This is a genomic window from Nocardia sienata NBRC 100364, from assembly GCF_001613205.1.
Lineage (GTDB): Bacteria > Actinomycetota > Actinomycetes > Mycobacteriales > Mycobacteriaceae > Nocardia > Nocardia sienata.
In genome coordinates this window covers 96,843-120,110 of sequence record NZ_BDBX01000010.1, presented here as the reverse complement: position 1 = coordinate 120,110, position 23,268 = coordinate 96,843, and the positions used below count along the sequence as shown (strand labels likewise).

Genomic DNA, 23,268 nt, shown 5'->3' with positions numbered 1-23,268 from the left:
CGGATTCATCGCACCGGTCCCGGGCGGGGAACTCAGGCGCCGGGCCGGGCACCCGGGCCGTTCGGGGCCGAATGTCCGGGCAGCACACACACCGCGTCGAGTCCGAGGACATGGTTGAGCCGGCCGAAAGCCAGCCAGGAGCCCAGGCACATGCTCAGCTCCACGATCTCGGCCTGGCTGTAGCGCGCGGTCATCCGGGCCCAGAAATCCTCGTCGAGGTTGTGATGGTCCAGGGCGTAGCGTTCGGCGTATTCGGCGGCCAGCCGGGCCCGGTCGTCGAGCAACTCGGTGCCGCGCCAGTCGGCGACGGCGGCGTCGAAGCCCTCCTCCACCTTCCGGCCGTCGCGTTCGGTACGCCAGTCCAGGCAGAACACGCAGCCGTTGATCTGGGCGATCCGCAACCGCGCGGCCTCGAACTCGCGCAGGCCCAGTGTGGTGTGCGCGTACACCGCCATGGAGAAGTTCGAGGCGGCGAGACCGATCCCGGGCACCATCTCACCCCAGACGTAGCCGATGGGATCCTTGCCTTCGGGGATGTCGACTCTCATGAGGCGTTCCTTCCGAGCTTTCCGGCCGCCGGGCGCAGCGGGACGTCCAGGGCGTCGTAGAGGCCGGGTCCGGCGGCGACCAGCCAGTCGATCGCGCCGACCAGCCGCCCCACGGCGGTGGCGTTACCACCGGCCGCGTAGTTGCCGCCCTCGTCGGTCGCCTCGACGGTGACCTCGATACGCGGACGGCCTTCGATGATCACCCGGTGCGCACCCTCACCGTTGGGCGGGGTGGGCCATTCGGGTGCGCACGACGGGTGGATCCGGGTGATGTGCTCCACGACGATGCGGGGCGAACCGGCCACGATGCCCTGCACTTCGAAACGCATGGCCCCCTGGGTGCCGGCCTCGAACTTGCCCATGGTCGCGGTCTCGATGGTGGTTTCCAGTGGCAGCCGCTGTACGGACTCACGGATTTCGTCGAGTTCGACGCCGAGTGCCCGGGCCATCAACCGCACCTGTCCGCCCCACACCATGGTCGGGACCGTGGGCGCCACCATGGGTGGTACCTGGTCCATGGGCTGCCCCATGCCCACCAGATAGCGCACGGAATCGGGCTGGTCGTAGGTGGAGTAGTCGAAGATCTCCTGGCAGCGCACCGCCTCGACGACACTGCCCAGACCGCTGACGAGCAGCGGCAGCACATCGTTGCCCCAGCCGGGATCGATGCCCGAGACGAACAGGGCGCCCCCGCCGGATTCGATCGCGGCCAGGACCGGTTCCCGGACCTCGGGCGGTGCGCCGCGCTGGTCGTAGAGGGCGTAGAGGGCCGGGGTCACCACCACCGCGCCGCCGCCGATCGCACGGACGATATCGGCGAGGGCGTCGTCGGGCCGGATATCACCCGACGCGGCGTACACCACCGCCCCGGGCCGATCCGCCAGCACCGCGTCGACATCGGTCGTGGCGGCCACCCCCAGCGCTCGGTCGAGCCCGGCCAGTTCGCCCGCGTCCCGGCCCGCCTTAACCGGGTCGTGCACGAGGACAGCCGTGAGTTCGAGTTCGGGGTGGGCGTCGACCGCCCGTACGGCGGCGCGGCCCACATTGCCGGTCCCCCAGACGACCGTCGAGATCATCGCCGAATTCTAACAAGCGCTTGGTTGCGAGGGGGTGAATCCGGCCGCTTTCACCGGAGATAACCGCTCGGTCGTCACGTGTCCGATATCTCCGTCGCCGGGAATGCCGCACCGGCGCGCCCCCCGTATCGTTGACGCCGTGACGGAATTCCTCACGCAGACAACGGAATCCGACTTACCTTCGGTTACCCGGATGTTACTGCGCGCTGACGGATCCATGACCAGGCTGCTGGAGGCGCTGATCGGCCGCCCGCTGGCACTCGACCTCACCGATCAGCACACCACCACCGGACGGGACCTCGACCCCGCGGTCCGCACGGCCCTCGGCTGCGCCGATACCGATCCCGTGGTGGTGCGCCACTCCACCCTCACCACCACCGGCGGCGCGGCCGTTTCGTGGAACTGCGTGGCCGTGGTGGCCACCGACGACGAACTCACCGCCCTGCTCACCGACGAACGGCTACCGATCGGCCACAGCCTGGCCGGTGCCCGTCGCCACCTCGCGCGCACGGTACTGGGCGCGGGCGTCACGTCCTGGCCTGCCGCCGGAGGCCAGGAAGGCCTGCCCTGCGCGTACAAGGAGAGCGTGCTGTGCGACCACCGGTCGACCGTGGTGGCGCATCTGCACGAACGGTTCAATCCCGCCTATGTGCCGCTGGCGGCGGCCCGGTGAGCGTGCTGATCGTCGGAGCCGGCATCGGTGGGCTGACGACGGCGCTGAGCCTGCACGCGGCCGGGATCGATGTCCAGGTGATCGATCGGGTGCCACGGCTGCGCCCGCTCGGCGTCGGGATCAATCTGCTGCCGCACGCGACCGAGGTCCTCGCCGGACTCGGACTGCACGACGCGCTCGCCGCACGGGCGGTCGCCACCTCCGAACTGGTGCACTACGACCGTTTCGGCAACGAGATCTGGCGGGAGCCGCGCGGCGTGGCGGCCGGACACCCGTGGCCGCAGTATTCGGTCCACCGCGGCCGACTGCAGTCATTGCTGCTGGATGCGGTGTACGACCGGCTCGGTCCCGGCGCGGTACGGACCGGCTACCGTTTCGTCGCCGCCACCGAGGAAGACCGGCAGGTCCGCGTCACGATCGACGAGCACGGCGGTGACACCGCGATCGAACTCACCGCCGATGCGGTGATCGGCGCCGACGGGCTGCACTCCGCGGTGCGGGCGCACCTGTACCCGGACGAGGGCCCGCCACGCTGGAACGGAATCCGGATGTGGCGCGGCGTCGCCCCCGCGGCACGCTTCCTCAGCGGCACCTCGATGCTGATGGCCGGCAGCAATCACGCCGCCAAACTCGTCGCCTATCCGCTCGGCCCCGCGACACCGGGTAGCGACGCGGTCCTGGTCAACTGGGTCGCCGAGGTACGGATGCCTCAGGACATCCAGGGCGAGGCGGAGTGGACGCACACCGGCCGGCTCGACGATGTCACGCCGCACTACCGCGGCTGGCGGATCGCGGGCCTCGACGTGTCGGGGCTCCTCGCCGCGAGCGAGACGGTCCTGGAGTATCCGATGGTCGACCGGGATCCGTTGCCGCGCTGGAGTTTCGGCCGGATCACTCTGCTCGGCGACGCCGCGCACCCGATGTACCCGGTCGGCTCCAACGGCGGCTCGCAGGCGATTCTCGACGCCCGGTCGGTGGCTGTGGAGCTGGCCCGGGCCGGCGACCCGGTCGCCGGGTTGGCCGCCTACGATTCGGCGCGCCGCGACACAGCGAACTCCGTCGTCCTCGCCAACCGGGACATTCCGATGGACCGCGCCCTGCGAATGGTCGCGGAACGGGCGCCCGAGGGTTTCGACCGCATCGAGGATGTGCTGACCCCCGAGGAACTACGGGCCATCACTGACGGGTACCGGCGCACGAGCGTCGTCCGGTAGCCGGCGGATACGGCCGGCTACCGCTGCCGCCCGCTAGGCCGATGCGGGGAGCTGGTCGCCCTGCACCACCTGGATGTCGAGGTCGATCTTGACCGTGGTGCCGATCGCCGCCACTCCGGCACGTACCACCGCGTTGTAGTCGATGGCGAAATCGTCGCGCCGCAGAGTGGTCTCGGCATGGAAGGCGGCGCGAACCCCGCCCCACGGATCCGGACCGAACCCGCCGTAGGTCAGCGCGAGATCGACCGCCCTGCGCTGCCCGTGCAGGGAAAGCTCGCCCGCCATCACCCAGGTGTCGCCGCCGGTGCGGCTGAGCCCGTTGCCGGTGAAAGAGATCAGCGGGTAGTTCTCGACGTCGAGGAAGTCGGCGGAGCGCAGGTGGGTGTCGCGCATCTCGATACCGGTGTCGATGGCGGCGGCCTTGATCTCGGCGTAGCCGGAGGTCTGTTCGAACCGCTCGGCGATATCGAGCCGTCCGCTCACCTCCGCGAACCGCGCCTTGATACTGGATATGCCCAGGTGACGAGCGGTGGCGATCACCGAGGAGTGCACCGGGTCGATGGTCCAGGGGCCGGCCGGCGGGAGGGCGACGGCATCGACCACCGGGACCAGCGCCACCTCGCCCAGCGTGCCCGAACCCGACGACGAGATCTGCACCGCCCGGGCGGCGGGCTGATATCCGGCAGCGGTGAGCACCGCGGTGTGCACACCCGGACGCAGCGGTTCGGTGGACACCGCGCCGCTGTCGTCGGATACCGCGCGGCAGATCTGCCGACCGCGCATATCCGTCACGGTGAGCACCGCGTCGGATACGGGCCAGCCGTCGGCGTTGTGGATGCGGCCGGTCAAACCGGGCATGGGCATCACCTTTTCACCACTCAGAGTTGATTAGCACAAGCAACTAGTTGCCGAAGCCGAATATACCCACGTCATCTCCCCGGCGACACCGGCGGTGGCCTTCACCGCTCGAGGACCGACAGTTGGCCGCCGATCCGGACGAAAGCCGTGGGCGTGAGTCCGAACATCGCCCGGAAAGTATCGCTGAAATGCGACGGCGAGGCGAACCCGGCGTCCGCGGCCGCTCGGGTCAGATCGTGCCCCGCCGCGTGGGAACGCGCGATGTGCACCATCCGCGCCCATTGGACGTAGCGCCGGAAGCTGGTCCCGGTCTGCCCGGCGAAGGTGCGCAGGAAATAAGAGGTCGACAGCCCGACGGCACGGGCACAGTCCGCGGCGCGATAGGGACGGGCGGGATCGGCCCGGATCGCGGCCGCCGCCGCGGCGATCCGCGCATCCCGCATCACCGGCAGGGGAATGCTGGCCAGCTCGAGCAGCCGCTCGATATCGGGTTCGGGGTGCCGGCACAGTGCGACCAGTTCGTCCTCGTCCCGGTGGGTGTATACGAAGTCGCCGCAGGACCGGGTCATTCCGCCCAGGCAACGGGTCAGCCGTGCGCTCGTCGGGTCGAAGAAGCAGAACAGCATCCGGCCCTGCGTGCCGGTCACGTGATGGGTCACCCGCGCCCGGAACAGGAAACTGCGTGCGGTGATATCCACCGTTTCCCCGGCGCGCACCCGGAAAGGCGCGTCCACTCCCACCCCGAGCGAGGGAAGGGCGGTGGAATGCGGGGCCAGACCCAACCCGGGACCCAGGTAGACGGCGTGCCCGGAACGCACCCACAGCCGCGCCGTGGTCGTGGGCGCGGCGCACGTTTCCGGAAGTGCCGAGGTGGTCATACGGGCGACGATACCGGCGTGTGCCCAACCGGTTCGCCGGACCAAACCACCACCGAACCCCAGGAGACAGCCCATGACGACCGAACGGATCGACCCCTCCGTGCATCCGGTGCCGGCGCCGTACGAGACCACTCTGGACGGCGCCCGGCTGCGTTACGCCGCAGCGGGTTCCGGCGATCCGCTGGTGCTGCTGCACGGGTGGCCGCAGTCCCATCGTGCTTGGCGAGAGCAGATCGGGCCGCTGTCCGAGAGCCGGCGGGTGATCGCGCCGGATTGGCTCGGCTGGGGTGATTCCGCGCGCGATACGGCGTTGCCCTGCGATTACGACAGCGAGGTCGACCGGCTGGCGCGGCTGCTGGACGCACTCGAACTGGACCGCGTCGACCTGGCGTGTCACGACTACGGCGGCTTCCTGGGGCTGGGCCTGGTCCAGCGCCATCCGGGCCGGGTCCGGCGGCTGGCGATCCTCAACTCGCGGGCACACGCGACCTTCGTCGCGCGCTACGCGCTGCTGTTCGGCGCGTTCACCACCGCCGCCCGCCGCGGGCCCGGCCGGCGTGTGCTCGCGTCACCCCCCATCCATGCCGTGCACCGCTGGGGCCTGCACCGGTATGTACGCAACGGCACCTTCTCGCCCGAGCGGCTCGAGCAGTACCTCGGCATGCTGCGCACCCCCGAGGGACGCCGCTGGTACGCGCATTTCTGGGCCGGATACCAGGTCCGGGTCCGTCCGGAACTGCGTGCGCGCCTCTCCGAAATCGACTGTCCCACCACCATCGTCTGGGGCACCCGCGATCCGGCGATCCCGATGACCACCGCGGAGGAACTCGCGCGCTACATCCCGAACGCCGAACTGGTGCGTATCGACGCCGATCATTTCCTGATGGAACAGCGACCGGAGGAGGTCACCGCGGCGCTGCGGCACTGGCTGCGGCGGCCCGCGCGGTGACGGCGGGCAGCGAATCCCTGAACGTGGCATGGGCTCTCGAATCGACCGATGAGGAAAAGGAACACGCCGGCCACGGGCGCGCGTGGCGGCCGGGCCACGGGCGTGATCCGGGCCGTCGCGCGCCCTGTCGGTACCGTCGAGAGCATGAGCGCAGACCTTCGGGGTAGCCGCCGTTCATGAAACCACGCAGGCATCGGGTCCGGGTGGGTCGTGGGCCGCGGCAGTGCCCGGCCCCGGGCGGGGCCACCCGACGAAAGCCATGGGACCACGCCGCACCGGGCCGGTGACTCGGCGATGACGCTGCGCATCGGCACCTCCGGCTGGCAGTACCGCGATTGGCGCGGGGTCCTCTACCCGGACCGGTGTCCGCAGCGGCTGTGGCTGGAGCACTATGCCGCGGGTTTCGCGACCGTCGAGAACAACAACGCCTTCTACCGGCTGCCCACCCGGGAGACCTTCGAGGCGTGGCGCGAACGGACACCCGCCGATTTCATCGTGGCGGTCAAGGCCAGCCGTTTCCTGACCCATATGAAACGCCTGCGCGACCCCGAGGAACCGGTCGCCCGACTGCTGCGCCACGCGGGCGGCCTGGGACCGCGGCTCGGGCCGGTGCTACTGCAATTGCCCGGGACGCTGCGCGCCGACCCGGGCCTGCTCGACACCTGCCTGCGCTGTTTCCCCCGCGATATCCGCGTCGCGGTGGAGCCCCGGCACGAATCGTGGTGGTCGCCGCGTATCCACGGCGTGCTCGAGGACAACGGCGCCGCGCTCTGCTGGGCCGACGCCGGTTCGCGCCCGGTGACGCCGCGCTGGCGGACCACCGACTGGGGATACCTGCGATTGCATCGGGGCCGCGCGACTCCCGCGCCCCGTTACGGGGCGCGCGCCCTGCGTACCTGGGCCGAGCGCCTCACCGGGACGTGGTCCGACGCCGAGGATGTCTTCGTCTATTTCAACAACGACCCCGGTGGCGCGGCCGTCCGGGACGCCGTCGCGTTCGCGGCGATCGCCACCCGGGCCGGCGCCACCGTGACACGCACGCCCGCCGGCGTTCTCCCTGCTCCCTCCGCCTGACCGCGCGCCGCGCCGACCGTTCCGTTTCCCGAACGGCCCACCGGGTATCGCGCCCGAGTCCGACGCCATCCCCGCCGCGAGACCGAACTCGCGGAGGGCATCGACGACTACAGCGTTCGGAGGAACCATGCAGATCGGTTACAAACTCGCCGCCGAGGGCTTCGGCCCGGCCGAACTGGTCCGGCAGACCGTCCGCGCCGAAGCCGCGGGATTCGATTTCGTCGAGATCAGCGACCATTACCACCCGTGGCTGGACAACCAGGGCCACTCCCCCTTCGCCTGGACCGTCCTCGGCGCCATCGCCGCCGAGACCGAGCGGATCGGTCTCGCCACCGGGGTCACCTGTCCGACCGTGCGGTACCACCCCGCGATCATCGCGCAGGCGGCCGCCACGCTCGCGATCCTGTCCGAGAACCGGTTCACCCTGGGTCTCGGCGCCGGGGAACGTCTCAACGAACACATCGTGGGTGAGGGGTTCCCGGTCGATGTCGCCGGCCGCCACCAATTGCTGCGGGAGGCGCTGGAGATCATCCGGTCGCTGTAGGAGGGCGGATACCGCTCCTACGACGGCAAGTTCTTGAAACTATCCGATGCCCGCGTGTTCGATCTGCCCGACGAGTTGCCGGTGATCGCGGTGGCCGCCGGTGGCAGCCACGCCGCCGAGATCGCCGGCGAACTGGGTGACGGACTCTTCGCCACCGAACCGAAGCCGCACCTGGTTTCGGCCTACGAGGCGGCGGGCGGCACCGGCCCCCGCTACGCCGAAGTGCCGATGGCGTGGGCCCCGGACGAGCACACCGCGGCCCGGGCCGCCCTGGATACCTCGCGCTGGGCACTCACCGGCTGGAAGGTGATGAGCGAACTGCCGAATCCGGTGAATTTCGAGGCGGCCTCGGCCACGGTCCGCGAGGAGGACATTCTGGAGAAATTCGCCTGTGGGCCGGACCCGCAGCGCTACCTCGATGTCGCGCAGCCCTTCGTGGACGCCGGGTTCGATCATCTGGTGATGCAGAACGCGGGGCCGGATCCGGACGGGTTCATCGATTTCTACCGGGCGGAGCTGGACGAACCGCTGCGCAAACTGAGTCCGCAGCCGGCCTGACCGCCGCCGGGAACCGGCGGCCCGGCCGCCGCTGCGACCGGTCGCGGTGATTTCGCCGACCCCGGATTCGAACCGCTGTGGCCGGGTACGCGCCCGCCGTGAATGGCATGAGTATCAGAGAAGTAGCGCAACGACCCGGACCGTTCGCCTCGCTGTACATCGACGCCGAACACGACACCGAGGACGCCGAACGGCAACGCGCTCTGCGCTGGCGGGCGCTCGCCGAGCGGCTGGCCACCGCGGGCGCTTCGGAGCAGATGATCACGGTGCTCGGCGCCGCGATCACCGGAGGCCCGCCCGAGCCGGGCGGGGCCGGCCGGTTCCTCGTCGCCGACGCCGAGTCGGTGCTCATCGACCGGCGGCTACCTGGGCGTCCGCAGCCGGAGATCGTCCGGGTGTCACCACTGCCGTACCTGCTGCCGCTCATCGAACACGAGGCCGGCGAGGTTCCGCATGCGGTGGCGGTCGTGGACCGGGTCGGCTCGGATATGTACGGCGTCGACGAGCACGGCGAGGTGGTCGAGGAATCCGTCGAGGGCAGCGGGCATCCGCTGCACAAGGTGCGCCACGGTGGCGGCTGGTCGCATCGCTCGATGCAGCGGCGGGTGGAGGAGACGGCACGGCGCAACGCCGGCGAGGTCGCCGAGGAACTCACCCGTGTGGCCCAGCGCGTCCACGCGCAGGTGGTGGTGTTGGCGGGTGAGGCCGACACCCGCTCCGCTGTCCACAAGGCGCTGGGTTCCACCGGTGCGCGGGTGGTGGAGGTCGAGACCGGCAGCCGCGCCGAGGGCTCCGATGACCACGCACTCGACGACGCGGTCCGCGAACTCGTCGCCGAACAGGCCGACCGGCAACGCGCGGAGATCACGGCGCGCTTCGACAAGGCCCACGGCCGCGACGAAGGCCTGGCCGTGACGGGTTTGTCCGAAACGGTCTGCGCCCTGCTGGCCGCCAACGCGGAGAACGTGCTGATCAACGCCGACGCACTGGGCGATCGCACCGTACGCATGGACCCCGGATCGCTACGCGACCCGGCCGCGCTCGGCGCACCGGGCACAGGTACCGACGCCACCTGCCGCGCCGACGAGGCGCTGCCGGTGGCGGCGCTGGTCCGCGGCGGCACTGTGACCCCGATCGGCGCGGAGACCGCACCGCAGGAGGGAGTGGGGGCGCTGCTGCGCTACGCCTGACCCACTCGCAAACGACGCAGGAGGACGATATGGAACGAGGAAGTAGTAAGCACGGCCCGGCCCGCGACGACGAGCTGGCCCACGAACTGCAGGGCACCCTGCGCGGTAACCGGTCGAGCCGGGCCGAGGAATGGCACGACCCGGAACCGCCGGCCGACGACGACAACCTGGCCAACGAGCGCGTGGATCGAACCGAACGCCGCGACCGCGGCAACACCTGACCGTATCCGCCGGCACCGCGCGACGCCGATCCCGGTCGCGCGGTGCCGCCGACGCGCCCGACCCGTACGACGACCGAACCGGCCGCCCGGAAGAGGGCGGCCGGTTCGCTGCATATCCGCGGGCCGGCCGCTCCGGCAACCCGTCGGGCCGGCCCGCCGTGGGCGGCGGGCGCCGCGGTCAGGACGGCATCTCGGCGGCCTGCGCGGTATCGATCACACCGAAGGTCTCCCCCTGCGGCGCGGTGAGTACACCCATCCGGCCGAAGGGACTGTCGTCGGGGCCCATCAGCAAGGTCGCGCCCAGACCGGTCGCCGACGCGAGGACGGCGTCGGTGTCCTCGACCTGGAACCAGCTCAACCAGTACGAGGGCCCGGCGCCCGGATTCTTGGTGGAGTCGTTCAGTCCGCCCACCGGTTCCCCGTCGGGCGTGAGCGCGAAGGTCGCGTAGTCGACGTTCACCCCGTCACCGATCTCGGTGAACGTCCAGCCGAACACCTGGGTGTAGAACTCCTGCACGCGCCGATAGCCGTCGGTGTGCAGTTCGTTCCAGCAGTAGGCTCCCGGCTCGTTGTAGACCGCCGCGCCGAAATGCTGCTTCGCCTGCCACACCCCGAACGCCGCCCCGGTGGGATCGGTGGCCACCAGCATCCGCCCTACATCCAGCACATCGAACGGTGCCATGACCACCGTGCCGCCGGCCGCCACGATCGCGGCGGAGGTGTCGTCGGCATTGTCGGTGGCGATATAGGTGGTCCATGCCGAGGGCATCGGTTGCCCGGGTGGTTTGGGGCCGATTCCGGCGACCGGGCGACCGTTGCGCAGCGCCATCAGGTAGCCACCGGCCTCCGGCGCGCTTTCGGCGATCTCCCAGCCGAACAGGTCGCGGTAGAACTCACGGGCGCGGTTCGTATCGTCGACCTGGCAATCGGTCCAGCACGGGGTGCCGGCCGGCCAGGGAGTTTCACGTATCGGCATTGCGTGTCCTCCGTGTTCGGTTTCGGGTTCGCGCGAGTCGAGCGATAGCAGGCCGAGATGGCCGATGGAACAGACCCGGATGGGACAGACACCGCACGGCTCGCGGCGGTTCGCGCGCCGCGGTCCGTGGTGCGCCCACCGTATCCAGCGGGCGGCGGACGGGCAACAACCGCGCAGCGCACGCGGCCGCCGCGGCGCGATGGTTGCCTATATCGTGAGTCTGTGCTCATAATGTGAATCCGCTGTGGCCTGCGTCACGAGAGGCCTCCCGTGCCGCCAGCACGGGAGCAAACGTCCGGCCCGGTGCGAACTCGATGGGATATGCACATGTCAGACCTTGCAACGATGATCAACACAGGTGCCGCGGTCCTCGCGGTGGTCGTGCTGATCATCCGATTCAGAATCAACCCGGCCGTAGCACTGGTCCTCGGGTCGGCCTACCTCGGACTCACCGCGGGTCTGGGTACCGAGAAGACGGTCGAAACGATCGCCACCGGTTTCGGCGACATCATGGCCGAGGTCGGGTTGCTGATCGCCTTCGGCGTACTCACCGGCGCGATGCTGCAGGAGACCGGGGCCATCGAACGCCTCGTGCGCGCCTTGATCCGGGTCTTCGGTGTCAACCGGACACCATACGCGCTCTCGCTCACCATCGCCACCGCGCTGCAGTCGATCTACCTCGATGTACTGCTGGTCATCTCGGCACCGCTGGCGCGTACCGCCGCCGCCAAGATGGACAAGAAGGGCACTGCCCGGATGGCCACGGCGCTGGCGATCGGCGGCGAATGCGGCATCGTGCTCATGGTGCCCGGCGTCGGCGCGCTGGCCCTGGCCGGACTACTCGGTGTGCCGCTCGGCAAGATGCTGCTGTTCGGCCTGTTGCTCGTGATCCCCACGGTCACCATCGCGGTCGCCGTCATGAGCTTCCTGTTCGACCGCGGCTGGTGGGACTCCGAACGCGACGAGCAGCCCTACTCCGATGCCGACCGGCCTGCCGGTGACGGGCAAGTCCGCTCCGGCGACGGGCAGCCCGGCGCCGCCGGCACCGAACTCCGAAACGGCGACGAACAGCCCATTGCCGGCGACGGGGCATCCGGCGCCGCCGGTGAGCCGGCCGGTTCCGGCGGGGTGGCCGTGACGGCGGCCGCGCGGCCCCGGCCCGACACCCCGCTTCCGCTGCTGATGGCACCGCTGATCACCGCCCTGCTACTCATCGCCGTCGGCGCCGTCCTGGATGTCGCCGAAATCCACAATACGGTGATCGAATTCCTCGCCACTCCGGTCATCGCCCTGCTCATCGGACTCGTCGGCACCAGCATCGTGGGCCGCCGCAGCGTCGGCATCGATCGGATCCAGCGCTGTATCACCACCGGCTTCCAGGAGAGCGGGCAGATTCTCATCTTGACCGGGGTCGGCGGGTCGCTGGCCGCCACCATCACGGCCACCGGTGTCGGCGATATCCTCGGCGACTACTTCACCGCGAGCACCGCGGCACCACTGCTGATGGTGTGGGCGATCGCGGCGGTCCTGCACATCGCGGTCGGTTCGGTGACGCTGTCGGCGATCACCGCGGCAGGCATCCTGGCCCCGGTGGCCCCGGCGCTCGGGCTCGACCCGGTGCTCATCGCCCTGGCCGCCGGCGCCGGATCGCTGTTCGCCGTACACGTCACGAGCAATACCTTCTGGCTACTGCAGTCGCTGATGGGGCAGACCACCCGCGGCACGCTGAAAACGTGCTCGGTGGGGGTGTCCGTCGCCTCGGTGGTGGCGATCCTGCTCATCATGCCGCTGAGTCTGGTCCTGTGAACGTCGGAAACGATAGGGAAGATATGCGCAACGAGGCCGTCCGGCCGCTCGCCGGCATCCGGGTCCTGGAACTCGGCAACTACATCGCCGCCCCGACCGCGGGCCGCATGCTCGCCGATTTCGGCGCCGAGGTGATCAAGGTCGAACGCCCGGTGACCGGCGACGAACTGCGCCGCTGGCGGCTCTACGGCGGCGAGACCTCCATGCTGTATCGCACGGTGAACCGCAACAAGAAATCCATTGTGGTCGATCTGCGGACCGAGTCGGGTCGCGCCCTGATCCTCGACCTGGTCCGCGAATGCGATGTACTGCTGGAGAACTTCCGCCCGGGGACGCTGGAGAAATGGGGGCTCGGCCCCGAAGCACTGCAGGAAGCCAACCCGGAGGTGGTGATCACCCGGATCTCCGCGTACGGGCAGACCGGACCGCAGGCCGCCCGCCCCGGTTTCGCGGCGGTGGCCGAAGCGGTAGGCGGGCTGCGCGAACTCATCGGCGATCCGGACCGGCCGCCGGTGCGTACCGGTGTGTCCATCGGCGATTCCATCGCCGGTATCTACGCCGCGTTCGGCACCGTGATGGCCCTGTTCCAGCGGGCCCGCAGTGATACCCCGATCCCGTTGCCGGAACGCATCATCGATGTGGCGCTCAACGAATCGATCCTGTCGGTGATGGAGTCGCTGGTCCCCGACTATCTCGCCTACGGCGTGCGACGCGAACGTGTCGGCGGCCGGATGGAGGGCATCGCGCCCAGTAACGCCTACCCGTGCAGCGACGGCACCAGCATCATCGTCGCGGGCAACGGCGACGCCATCTTCGGGCGCTATATGGAGACCATCGGCCGCCCGGACCTCGCCGCCGACCCGGAGCTGAGCGACAACGCCGGGCGCTGGGCCCGCCGCGACGAATTGGATGCCGCGATCGCCGACTGGACGAGCCGGCACACCCGCGCGGAGGCGCTACGGCTTCTCGACGCGGCCGGCGTCCCGTCCGGTCCGATCTACACCGCGGCCGATATCTGCGCCGACGAGCAGTACGCCGCCCGGAACATGATCCAGCACTTCGAGGTGGACACGGGCGCGGACGAACCCGCCACGGTGGGCTTCCCCGGCATCGTCCCAGTGATCGGCGGGGCCTCGCTGCCGATCCGTACAATCGGCCCCGACCTGGGTGAACACACACGCGAAGTACTCGCCACGGTACTGCGCCTCACCGACGACGAGATCGACGCCGTCACAGGCGCTTCGGAAACAGGGGTTACGGTATGACCTACACCTACGCACCGGCAGCGCAGCTGCGCGATGTGACACTGCGCGACGGGCTGCAGCTCACCGGCAAACCGCTGGACACCGAACGGAAGGTCGGGCTGGTCCGCGAACTGCTCGCGCTCGGTGTCCCCGAACTCGAGATCGGCTCCATGGCCCGCCCGGACCTGGTGCCGCCGCTGGCCGATTCGCTCGACGTGATCGCCGCGCTGACGCCGGACGAACTCGCGAAATGCTGGGTGTGGGTGGCCACGCCGCGGCATATCGAGAAGGCGGCCGCGGTGGGTGCGCGTAATTTCCAGTACTGCCTGTCGGCGTCGGACTCGCACAACAAGGCCAATATCGGGCGCACCACCGAGGACAGCGTCGCCGCCATGCCCGCGGCGATCGAGCTGGCCCGGGACTGCGGGGGCACCATCCAGCTGTGTATCGCGACCGCCTTCACCTGCCCCTTCGAAGGGATTGTCGATCCGGCGCGGGTGCTCGGAATCGCCGCGGATCCACGAACCGACGGCGCCGCCGATATCGTCCTCGCCGACACCCTCGGACAGGCCGTCCCGGCCCAGGTACAGCAGCTCGTAGCCGGGGTCCGCGCGAACACTGCGCCGCGCCGGATCGTCTACCACGGTCACGACACCTGGGGGCTGGGCGTGGCGAACACACTGGCGGCCATCGATGCGGGCGCCACGCTGGTGGACGGATCGCTGGGCGGTCTCGGGGGCTGCCCGTTCGCCCCCGGGGCCAGCGGTAACACCTCGACCGAGGACCTGCTGTTCGCCACCCGCCCGGACTGGCTCACTCCCGCCATCCTGGCGACAGTGGTCGAAACCGGTGAGTCGCTGCTCGCCGACCTGGGCGAACCCAACCGGTCCAAGACCGCACAGGGCGCCCGCTCGAAAGCCCATGCCTTCGACTGGGTGATCGGCGGGCAGTCGTGACGGCCGCGGATTTCCTCGTCACCACGCCCCTACCCGATCCCGGTATGCGGCTGCTGGAAGCCGCCGGAGCGGTCACCGTGGCCGGGACTCGGATGAGCCGTGAGCAATTGGCCGACGCCTGCGCGTCCGGGGAATACCGGGTGGTGGTGGCACAGTTGCGCGACGAATTCGACGCGGAGCTGCTGGCCCGGGCGAAGATCACCGGCATCAGCAATTTCGCGGTGGGGTACAACAATATCGATATCGCGGCGGCGACCGCGAACTCCATCGTCGTGGGCAACACCCCCGGCGTCCTGACCGACGCGACCGCCGATATCGCCCTGCTGCTGATCCTGGCGGTCGCGCGCCGGTGTGTGGAGGCCGACAGTTTCGTCCGGGCCGGGAAATTCCAGGGCTGGCAACCGGAACTGCTTCTGGGCCACGATGTCAGCGGCCGGACCCTGGGCCTGGCCGGCTTCGGCCGGATCGCCCGCGCCACCGCGCGGCGCGCGCTCGCTTTCGGAATGACCGTGGTGTTCGCGCCACGTCCGCCCGGCGACCGGGTGGTGAGCCAGGACGAACTCGGCGAGTTCGCCGGACGGGTGCGGCAGCTGCCGTGGCCCGAGCTGGTCGCCACCAGCGATTACCTCTCGCTACACGTGCCGCTGAACGCCGAGACCCGCCATCTCGTGGACGAATCCGTGCTCCGGTCGATGAAACGGTCGGCGATTCTTATCAATACCGCGCGCGGGCCGATCGTCGACGAGCGGGCACTGGTCGCGGCATTGCGCGAAGGCACCATCGCGGGCGCGGGATTGGATGTGTACGAGGACGAACCACGGCTGGCGCCGGGCCTGGCCGAACTGCCCAACACCGTGCTGCTCCCCCATATCGGCAGCGCCACCGTCCCGGTGCGCGCCGAGATGGCCCGCCGCTGCGCGGAGAACGCCGTCGCCATGCTCCGCGGTGAACTCCCGCCGTATCCGGTCAACCCGGAGGCGCGGGCGCACTGACCACGCCGGGGCCGGGGTCGGCGACCGGAATGCGGCCGCCGAGGGTGCGGGTGACCCGTTCGGCGTAGCCGACGAGCAGATCCACCCACGCCTCGCACTGCGTCAGCGGCATCCGCAGGGTGGGGCCGCTGATCGTCAGCGCCGCCACCACCCGTCCGGCCGCGTCGAATATCGGCGCGGACAGCCCCGATGCCGAATCCTCCCGTTCTCCGGCGCTGATCGCGTAGCCGTCGGCCTTCGCCCGGGAGATGAGCGCCCGCAGTTCCCGTGGGCTGGTGACGGTGCCCTCGGTCAGCGGTTCCAGTGGTGCCGCCAGCACGCGCTCGGCGAGTTCGGGATCCCAGGCAAGCAGGATCCGGCCCGCCGACCCGGCGTAGAGCGGAATGATCTTGCCCACGTACATGTCCCGGCGCAGCGCGTGCCGGGTCTCGGCGATGGCCACGCATACGCGGAAACCGTGTTCGGCGCGGAAGACACATGCCGTCTCCCCTGTCTCGTCCCGGATCTCGCGCAGCACCGGGTCGACGATCGCCAGCAGGTCCAGCCCCTTGACCGCGGTCGCCGCCCAGTAGCTCATCCGCAGTCCGACCCTGATCCGGTCCCCCGCCCGATCCAGCAGGCCTTGCGCCACCATATTGGTGACCAGCCGCTGCACCGTGGAGGTCGGTAACCCGGTGGCCTGCTGGATCTCGCCCAGCGTCAACGACGGCCGCGCCAGGGAGAAGGCATCGAGGATCTCGGTGATCTTCCCCAGTACCAGCAGCGGCTGGTGGTTCGCGGCCGCACTGCCGTCTTGCCTCGACATATCGCCGAATCTACGCCGCGCCCGGCCCGCTCCGGCGCCGGACACCGCCGGTGGTCACAGGCACAGACCGCCCAGGGATAGTCCGGGGCGCGCGGTGACCTCGATGCCCGCCGAGACCGGCAGCAGGTCGGGCAGGCCGTCGGCGTAGCCGGGGCCGAGACCGTTCGCCCCATTCGCCGACCTTCGCCCGCATGGTCTCTGCCTTTCTGTCGCCGGTCGTCCGCGCCCATCCTCGCATCACCCGGACGACCCCGCCGCTATCGCGTCATATCGACGACGATCCGGCATCGATCGCAGCGGTGATCGCGAGGCTCCCGACGCCGGCGGCGGAGCGACGCCCCGCGCCGGACGAACCGCGAGCGGGGCGATCAGACGTGCACGAGCCGCGATCCGGGCTGCTCGGTGTCGCCGGTCTCACCGGAAGCACCGGACCGGCTGGGCAGCAGGATCGCCGTCACGATCACCACCAGCGACAGCGCCGCCGACACCACGAAGGCCAGCCGCATCCCGTCGAGTTGCGCGGTCAGCGTATCGACACCCCTGTCCTGTAGCGCACTGGTCCGGCTCGCCATCACGGTGACCACCAGAGCGGTACCCAGTGCGGCGGCGACCTGCTGCAGGGTGCCCAGCATGGAACTGCCGTGCGAGTAGAGGTCCTCCGGCAGAGCCCCGAGTGCGAGGGTGAACACCGGCGTGAAGGCCGCGGCCAGCGACAGCATGAGCAGGATGTGCAGGGCCAGCAGCTGCCAGTACGGCATGGTGACCGAGATCTGGGTGAAACCGGCCAGCGCGGCGGTGATCCCGATCGCCCCCGGGATCACCAGGACGCGGCCGCCGAACCGGTCGAACAGGCGGCCGATCACCGGCCCGAGTACACCCATGGCCAAACCGCCGGGCATGACCAGCAGCCCGGTCTCCAACGGCGACAGGCCGCGCAGATTCTGCAGATACAACGGCAGCAGCATCATCGAACCGAGCATGGCCAGGAACGCGACCGCCATCAGGACCAGGCCCAGGCTGTAGGTGCGCGAGCGCAGGATCCGCAGATCCAGCAGTGGGGTGCCGTGCCGCTGCAACCACAGCTGCCGGGCCACGAATAGGCCGATCAGGGCGGCTCCGGCGAGGGTGATGAGAACCGGGGTGGCGACCGTGCCCGCTTCGAACCGGCTCAACCCGTACACCAGGCTGCCGAAACCGAGCGCGGCGAAAACCACGCTGAACCAGTCGATCGAACCGGTCTCCGGTTCCCCGATGTTCTCCAGCCGCCGCAACCCGAACCAGGTGACCACGCCCGCGATCGGCAGCACGAGCACGAACAGCCAGCGCCACGAGGCGATCTGCAGCACCAGACCGGAGATGACCGGCCCCATGGCCGGAGCCACCGAGATGGCCAGGGTGACATTGCCCATGACCCGGCCGCGGTCGCGTTCGGGCACCACGGTCATCAGCGTCGTCATCAGCAGCGGCATCATCACCGCGGTACCACCGGCCTGGACGATCCGCCCGGCGAGCAGTACCGCGAACGAGGGCGCCACCGCCGACAGCGCCGTACCCGCGAGGAAGACACCCATCGCCAGCGCGTAGGCCCGCCGTGTGGTGACCCGCTGCAGGAACCAGCCGGTGACCGGGATGACCGCCGCCATGGTGAGCATGAAGGAGGTCGACACCCACTGCGCGGCGCGCTCGGTGACGTCGAGGTCGTGCATCAGGCGCGGGATCGCGTTGATCATGATGGTCTCGTTGAGGATCACCACGAAGGTCGCGATCACCAGCAACCGCACGACGACCGGGGTACCTCCTCCGGTCCGGCGTACGGATAACAGGGCGGGCATCGGCTACCTCCGGCGGTCGTGAGCGATCTGGCGTGAGCCGGGCGGGCGGGTCGTCGATGACCGTTGCCCGGCGTACATGAGAACAGACGAGTGAGCGGCGCTCGGCTCATCGGTGATGCGCCAGTGTTTCTTACGGCTGTGCACGAGATCAATCGTTTTTCGGGCAGCCGTATTCCCGGTCACAGCCCGATCGCCCAGCTCGCGGCACCTCGGTCACGGCCGCTCCACGCGCCGATATGAGCGAGGTCACGCGAGCCCGCCGGTACGCATCGGCGAACGCGTTACCGCCGAGGTCAGCAGAGTCCCAGGTGCTGTCCCGCGATCTCGAGGTCCTTGTCGCCGCGCCCGGACAGACACAGCAGGACCACCGAACCGGCGGCCAGTTCACCGCGCTCGGCCAGCTCGAGCAGGCAACCCACCGCGTGCGCGGATTCCAGGGCCGCGATGATGCCCTCACTGTGCGCGAGGGCCTCCATACCGCGCAGCGCGAGAGCATCGGTGACCGGGACGGCGCTCAGGCGGCCGCTGTCCTCGAGATGGCTGAGTTCCGGCCCCACACCCGGATAGTCCAGACCCGCGGCGATACTGTGCGTCCCGGCTATCTGGCCGTCGTCGTCCTGGAGCAGGTAGCTGAATGTGCCGTCGATCTCGCCGGGACTGCCGGCGGTCAGCGACGCCGCGTGCGCGCCGGTCTCCATTCCACGCCCGGCGGCCTCCGCCCCGAGCAACCGCACTCCCGGATCTGCCACGAATGGGCGGAATGTCCCGAGGGCATTGCTACCGCCGCCGATACAGGCGATCACGTAGTCCGGTAGCCGGCCCTCGGCGGTCAGGATCTGGGACCGCGCCTCCGCCCCGATGGGGTGCTGGAAATCTCGGACGATACGCGGATAGGGCGCGGGCCCGGCCGCGCTGCCCAGCAGGTAGTGGGTGGTGTCCACCTGCGAGACCCAGTCGCGGACCGATTCGGTGATCGCCTCCTTGATCCGCCCGTTTCCCGTATCGACCGCGCGGACTTCGGCGCCCAGCAGCCGCATCCGGATCACATTCGCCCGCTGCCGTTCCATATCGACGGCGCCCATATAGATGGTGCAGCTCAAACCGAGCATCGCGCCGACTGTCGCAACGGCCACTCCATGTTGTCCCGCACCGGTTTCGGCAACGATGCGGCGTTTGCCCATGCGTCGGGCCAGCAATCCCTGCCCGAGGGCGTTGTTGATCTTGTGTGATCCGGTATGGGCCATATCCTCGCGTTTGAGATAGACCGTCGGCGCCGGCGTCCCCAGTCGCGCCGCGAACCGCGGGACCCGGTGCAACAGCGTGGGCCGGCCGACCCGGCTGCGCAGCAGGCCGGTCAGCTCACGGACGAACGCCGGATCGGCGCGGGCCGCATCATATGCGCGCTCCAGATCGAGCAACGCGGCCATGAGGCCCTCGGGGACGTATCTGCCGCCGAATCTTCCGAACCGGCCACGCTCATCCGGGAAATCCCCGGGGCGAAAAGTGTTCCGGGCGACCCCGTGATCGACGACCATCCAGCACTCACATTCCCTGTTCCCGACTCCGCCGCGAAAAGTCTGTCCGCCCGGCGCAAGCGCCGGGTCACCTCTCGGCAACGGATTAGTTAACAGTACTAAAGGGATGGATTCTCGCCGCGATCTCTCGTGACGCGCAATCGGAGCCTTCCCCGCCACGAGAACTCACCCCTATTGTAGGATTGTCGACAATATTGGCCCGGTTCGACCGGCCGCGACAGGGAGGAGCATCCACTGTGCTCACGGAAGCCACACTCACCGCCGCCGAACGGGAAGCCGTCGAGTCGGTACCCACCGGCCTGTTCATCGGCGGTCGAACGCGCGAAACCGCCACGACCATGCCCGTACTCGATCCGGCGACCGGACAACGGCTGTGCGAGGTCGCCGACGCCACCCCCGAGGACGGCCTCGCCGCGCTCGACGCCGCCGCGGCCGCACAGGCCGGCTGGGCGCGCACCGCACCCCGTGAGCGCAGCGAGATCCTCATGCGCGCCCATCGTCTACTCCTCGACGACGCCGACCGCCTCGCCCTGATCGCGACCCTCGAAATGGGTAAGCCGCTGGCGGAAGCCCGCGGCGAGGTCACCTATGCCGCGGAGTTCTTCCGCTGGTTCGCCGAAGAGGCCGTGCGCCTCGACGGTGGATACATGCCCGCGCCCGGCGGTGGTTCCCGGTTCCTGGTCACCAGGCAGCCCGTCGGACCGAGCCTGCTCATCACTCCCTGGAACTTCCCGATGGCCATGGGCGCCCGCAAGATCGGGCCCGCCCTCGCCGCCGGCTGCACCAGCGTGGTCAAACCCGCCGAACAGACCCCGCTGTGCACCCTGGCGCTGGCGCGAATCCTGAACGAGGCCGGCGTCCCGGCCGGGGTGGTGAACGTGGTGACCACCTCGGACCCGGGTGCGCTGATGACACCGCTCATCCACGACCCGCGCTCGCGCAAACTGTCCTTCACCGGCTCGACCGCGGTGGGCAAGAAGCTGCTCGAGCAGTGCGCGCGCACCGTTATGCGGACCTCGATGGAACTGGGCGGCAACGCACCGTTCCTCGTCTTCGACGACGCCGACCTGGACGCGGCGGTCGATGGGGCGATGGCGGCGAAGATGCGCAATATCGGGCAGGCCTGCACGGCGGCGAACCGGTTCCTCGTCCAGCGGGGGGTGGCCGCCGAATTCGCGGAGCGGCTGGCCGCGCGCATGGGAGAGCTACCGCTGGGCCGCGGCACCGAACCCGGGGTCGTGGTGGGCCCGCTGATCGATGCCGACGCGGTGGCCAAGGTGACCGAACTGGTCGCCGACGCCCGGGCCCGCGGCGCCCGCGTACTGCTGGGCGGTGAACCGCTCGACGGTCCCGGGCACTTCTATCCGGCCACCGTCCTGGTGGATGTCCCCGACGCGGCGCAGATCTGCCATACCGAGGTGTTCGGCCCGGTCGCGAGCATCGCCACCTTCGACACCGAGGACGAGGCCGTCACCCGCGCCAACGACACCCCCTACGGTCTGGTGAGCTACGTGTACACCGAGGGTCTGCGGCGTGGGCTGCGGATCAGCGAAGCGCTCGACACCGGAATGGTCGGACTGAACCAGGGTGTCGTGTCCAATCCCGCCGCGCCGTTCGGCGGGGTGAAAGAATCCGGTCTCGGCCGCGAGGGCGGCCTGGTCGGCATCGACGAATTCCTCGAGATCAAATACATCGGAGTGCCACTGTGACAACCTATCGGATCGCGACGATCCCGGGCGACGGTATCGGCGTCGACGTGACCACCGAGGCGGTGAAGGTTCTCGACCGGGTGCTGCCCGGAATCGAATGGACCGAATTCGACTGGTCGTGTGAGAACTATCTGCGCACCGGCGCGATGATGCCCGCCGACGGACCGGAGCAGCTCGCCGGGTTCGATGCGATCCTGCTCGGCGCGGTCGGTTTTCCCGGTGTGCCCGACCACATCTCGCTGTGGGGTCTGCTCATACCGCTGCGCCGGGCCTTCGGCCAGTACGTCAACCTGCGTCCGGTGCGGCTGCTGCCCGGCACCACCTCGGCCCTGCGCGACCGCACCGCCGCCGATTTGGACCTGCTCATCGTGCGCGAGAACTCCGAGGGTGAGTACTCCGAGATCGGCGGCCGGCACAATCTCGGCCGGGCCGACGAATTCGTCCTGCAGGAATCCGTTTTCACACGGGTCGGCTGCGAACGGATCATCCGGTACGCCTTCGACCGGGCCACCGAACGGGCGGGACGGGTCTGCTCGGCCACGAAATCGAACGGGCTCATCCACTCCATGCCCTATTGGGACGAGATCTTCGAACGGATCGCCGCCGAGTACCCGGCCGTGCAGACCCGGCAGATGCACGTGGACGCGCTGGCCGCCGAGATCGTGCTGCACCCGGACCGGCTCGATGTGATCGTCGGCTCCAACCTCTTCGGCGATATCCTTTCCGATCTCGCCGCAGCCGTCACCGGCGGACTGGGACTGGCGCCCTCGGGCAATATCAACCCGGCCCGGGATGCGCCGTCGATGTTCGAGGCGGTCCACGGTAGCGCGCCCGATATCGCGGGTCAGGGCATCGCCAACCCGGTGGCGCAGATCCTGGCGGGCGCCATGCTGCTCGACCATCTGGGCGAGCACGTCGCGGCGGCGGCAGTCGACCGGGCGGTCACCGATGTCCTGGGCAACGGCGGGCCGCGCACTCCCGATCTCGGCGGCACGGCCACCACCACCGAGGTCGGCACCGAGATCGCCGACCGCGCGTCGGCGCTGCTGCACGCCTGAGCGGACGGCCGGGCCGGCACCGTCCCACACCGGGCCGGCCCGGTGTGGACCACGCTGTCCTCGAACACGTCACGGCCGCGAAGGGGTCGTTTTTCGCCCAACTCGGGCGGCTTTCCAGCGGCCGGCCGAAGTATGGGCCACGACGCATCGAGTGAGAAGGGCGCATAATAGAACACGGAAAGGTCGTCATGCGAGCGATACAGGGCCTGCTCAACTCGGTGTTGGGAATCGTCACGGCCGTGCTCGGCGCGGTGGTCGGGTTGCTCGCGGCCGTGGTGTGGATCCTCGGTGCGGTGTTGTGCGCGACGATCCTCCTGATTCCGCTGGGGCTTCCCGTCATCGAGCTCGGCAGCCGTCTGTTCGGCCTTGCTCGAAAGTTGATGCGTCTCCCCTGACGCGCCTCCCCGACGTCCACGCCACAGGCAGCGCCGTCCCCGGCGTCCACGACGCGCGCCGACCGGGCGAGGGACGACTGCCGTCGGTGCCCGATAGAGTCGGCCACCATGAGCGTGTGCACGGTGCCGACCGGCCGGAGGAGGCAGCCGCCACCCGGCGGCCCAACCGGTGCCGGG

21 protein-coding genes and 1 pseudogene are annotated in these 23,268 nt (G+C 69.7%); 14 read left to right on the top strand and 8 right to left on the bottom strand.

What is annotated here, in order from left to right; translation table 11 throughout:
- Positions 1-32 precede the first annotated feature (32 nt).
- Positions 33-548, bottom strand: coding sequence for a carboxymuconolactone decarboxylase family protein (locus NS4_RS09410; protein ID WP_063059132.1), 516 nt, complete (start codon positions 546-548; stop codon positions 33-35).
- Positions 545-1,624: an NAD(P)H-dependent amine dehydrogenase family protein gene (locus NS4_RS09405; RefSeq protein ID WP_063059131.1), complete on the bottom strand. Its 1,080-nt coding sequence runs from the start codon at positions 1,622-1,624 to the stop codon at positions 545-547. Before NS4_RS09405 ends, NS4_RS09410 begins: the two co-directional genes overlap by 4 nt.
- A gap of 103 nt (positions 1,625-1,727) precedes the next feature.
- Between NS4_RS09405 and NS4_RS09400 the strand changes: the two genes are divergently transcribed.
- Positions 1,728-2,297 carry a chorismate--pyruvate lyase family protein gene (locus tag NS4_RS09400; RefSeq protein ID WP_157105964.1) on the top strand — a complete coding sequence of 190 codons (570 nt, stop codon included), beginning with the start codon at positions 1,728-1,730 and terminating at the stop codon, positions 2,295-2,297.
- The gene (locus NS4_RS09395) at positions 2,294-3,511 is read left to right on the top strand and encodes a flavin-dependent oxidoreductase (RefSeq protein WP_063059129.1); all 1,218 of its coding nucleotides are present in this window, start codon (positions 2,294-2,296) and stop codon (positions 3,509-3,511) included. The genes NS4_RS09400 and NS4_RS09395 overlap by 4 nt, the downstream gene beginning before the upstream one ends.
- Positions 3,512-3,544: 33 nt before the next feature.
- Here NS4_RS09395 and NS4_RS09390 read toward each other — a convergent pair whose 3' ends face one another.
- Positions 3,545-4,369 (bottom strand): YceI family protein, encoded by an 825-nt coding sequence (locus NS4_RS09390; RefSeq protein ID WP_063059128.1) that lies wholly within the window; start codon positions 4,367-4,369, stop codon positions 3,545-3,547.
- A 101-nt stretch (positions 4,370-4,470) separates the two neighbouring features.
- Positions 4,471-5,247, bottom strand: coding sequence for an AraC family transcriptional regulator (locus NS4_RS09385; protein WP_063059175.1), 777 nt, complete (start codon positions 5,245-5,247; stop codon positions 4,471-4,473).
- A 73-nt stretch (positions 5,248-5,320) separates the two neighbouring features.
- On the opposite strand from NS4_RS09385, the gene NS4_RS09380 reads away from it, so the two are divergent.
- The 5 genes and pseudogenes from NS4_RS09380 to NS4_RS09360 all read left to right on the top strand — a co-directional run bounded on the left by NS4_RS09380 (position 5,321) and on the right by NS4_RS09360 (position 9,783).
- Positions 5,321-6,196, top strand: coding sequence for an alpha/beta fold hydrolase (locus NS4_RS09380; RefSeq protein WP_063059127.1), 876 nt, complete (start codon positions 5,321-5,323; stop codon positions 6,194-6,196).
- A 294-nt stretch (positions 6,197-6,490) separates the two neighbouring features.
- Positions 6,491-7,270 (top strand): DUF72 domain-containing protein, encoded by a 780-nt coding sequence (locus NS4_RS09375; RefSeq protein ID WP_063059126.1) that lies wholly within the window; start codon positions 6,491-6,493, stop codon positions 7,268-7,270.
- Positions 7,271-7,397: 127 nt separating this feature from the next.
- Positions 7,398-8,372, top strand: a pseudogene (locus tag NS4_RS09370) (TIGR03557 family F420-dependent LLM class oxidoreductase).
- A 107-nt stretch (positions 8,373-8,479) separates the two neighbouring features.
- The gene (locus NS4_RS09365) at positions 8,480-9,562 is read left to right on the top strand and encodes an Rv2629 family ribosome hibernation factor (protein WP_157105963.1); all 1,083 of its coding nucleotides are present in this window, start codon (positions 8,480-8,482) and stop codon (positions 9,560-9,562) included.
- 29 nt (positions 9,563-9,591) lie between these two features.
- Positions 9,592-9,783: a hypothetical protein gene (locus tag NS4_RS09360; protein ID WP_063059124.1), complete on the top strand. Its 192-nt coding sequence runs from the start codon at positions 9,592-9,594 to the stop codon at positions 9,781-9,783.
- Positions 9,784-9,961: 178 nt separating this feature from the next.
- On the opposite strand, the gene NS4_RS09355 is transcribed toward NS4_RS09360, so the two are convergent.
- Positions 9,962-10,759, bottom strand: a complete 798-nt coding sequence (locus tag NS4_RS09355; protein WP_063059123.1) for a VOC family protein — start codon at positions 10,757-10,759, stop codon at positions 9,962-9,964.
- 327 nt (positions 10,760-11,086) lie between these two features.
- On the opposite strand from NS4_RS09355, the gene NS4_RS09350 reads away from it, so the two are divergent.
- Genes NS4_RS09350 through NS4_RS09335 form a run of 4 tightly spaced genes read left to right on the top strand, consistent with a single transcriptional unit; the run spans position 11,087 to position 15,757 of the window.
- A complete protein-coding gene (locus tag NS4_RS09350) occupies positions 11,087-12,565 on the top strand; it encodes a GntP family permease (RefSeq protein ID WP_063059122.1) in 1,479 nt (492 codons plus the stop codon).
- Positions 12,566-12,588: 23 nt separating this feature from the next.
- Entirely contained in the window at positions 12,589-13,830 is a 1,242-nt protein-coding gene (locus NS4_RS09345; RefSeq protein WP_063059121.1) for a CaiB/BaiF CoA transferase family protein, read from the top strand.
- On the top strand, positions 13,827-14,765 hold the full coding sequence (locus NS4_RS09340; protein WP_063059120.1) for a hydroxymethylglutaryl-CoA lyase-like TIM-barrel protein: 939 nt from the start codon (positions 13,827-13,829) through the stop codon (positions 14,763-14,765). The genes NS4_RS09345 and NS4_RS09340 overlap by 4 nt, the downstream gene beginning before the upstream one ends.
- Positions 14,766-14,809: 44 nt before the next feature.
- Entirely contained in the window at positions 14,810-15,757 is a 948-nt protein-coding gene (locus NS4_RS09335) for a 2-hydroxyacid dehydrogenase (RefSeq protein ID WP_063059174.1), read from the top strand.
- Here the strand turns inward: NS4_RS09335 and NS4_RS09330 are convergent.
- The 3 genes from NS4_RS09330 to trpB all read right to left on the bottom strand — a co-directional run bounded on the left by NS4_RS09330 (position 15,732) and on the right by trpB (position 19,929).
- Complete coding sequence (locus NS4_RS09330) at positions 15,732-16,562, bottom strand: IclR family transcriptional regulator (protein ID WP_063059119.1); 831 nt, start codon at positions 16,560-16,562, stop codon at positions 15,732-15,734. The genes NS4_RS09335 and NS4_RS09330 overlap by 26 nt on opposite strands.
- 368 nt (positions 16,563-16,930) lie before the next feature.
- Positions 16,931-18,394, bottom strand: coding sequence for an MDR family MFS transporter (locus NS4_RS09325; RefSeq protein ID WP_063059118.1), 1,464 nt, complete (start codon positions 18,392-18,394; stop codon positions 16,931-16,933).
- A 293-nt stretch (positions 18,395-18,687) separates the two neighbouring features.
- Positions 18,688-19,929 (bottom strand): tryptophan synthase subunit beta, encoded by a 1,242-nt coding sequence (gene trpB / locus NS4_RS09320; RefSeq protein ID WP_063059117.1) that lies wholly within the window; start codon positions 19,927-19,929, stop codon positions 18,688-18,690.
- 338 nt (positions 19,930-20,267) lie between these two features.
- On the opposite strand from trpB, the gene NS4_RS09315 reads away from it, so the two are divergent.
- From NS4_RS09315 to NS4_RS09305, 3 genes are all read left to right on the top strand, one after another.
- A complete protein-coding gene (locus tag NS4_RS09315; RefSeq protein WP_084487060.1) occupies positions 20,268-21,638 on the top strand; it encodes an NAD-dependent succinate-semialdehyde dehydrogenase in 1,371 nt (456 codons plus the stop codon).
- Complete coding sequence (locus NS4_RS09310) at positions 21,635-22,696, top strand: tartrate dehydrogenase (RefSeq protein WP_063059115.1); 1,062 nt, start codon at positions 21,635-21,637, stop codon at positions 22,694-22,696. Before NS4_RS09315 ends, NS4_RS09310 begins: the two co-directional genes overlap by 4 nt.
- A 188-nt stretch (positions 22,697-22,884) precedes the next feature.
- Positions 22,885-23,091: a hypothetical protein gene (locus NS4_RS09305; protein ID WP_063059114.1), complete on the top strand. Its 207-nt coding sequence runs from the start codon at positions 22,885-22,887 to the stop codon at positions 23,089-23,091.
- The last annotated feature ends 177 nt before the right edge of the window (positions 23,092-23,268 follow it).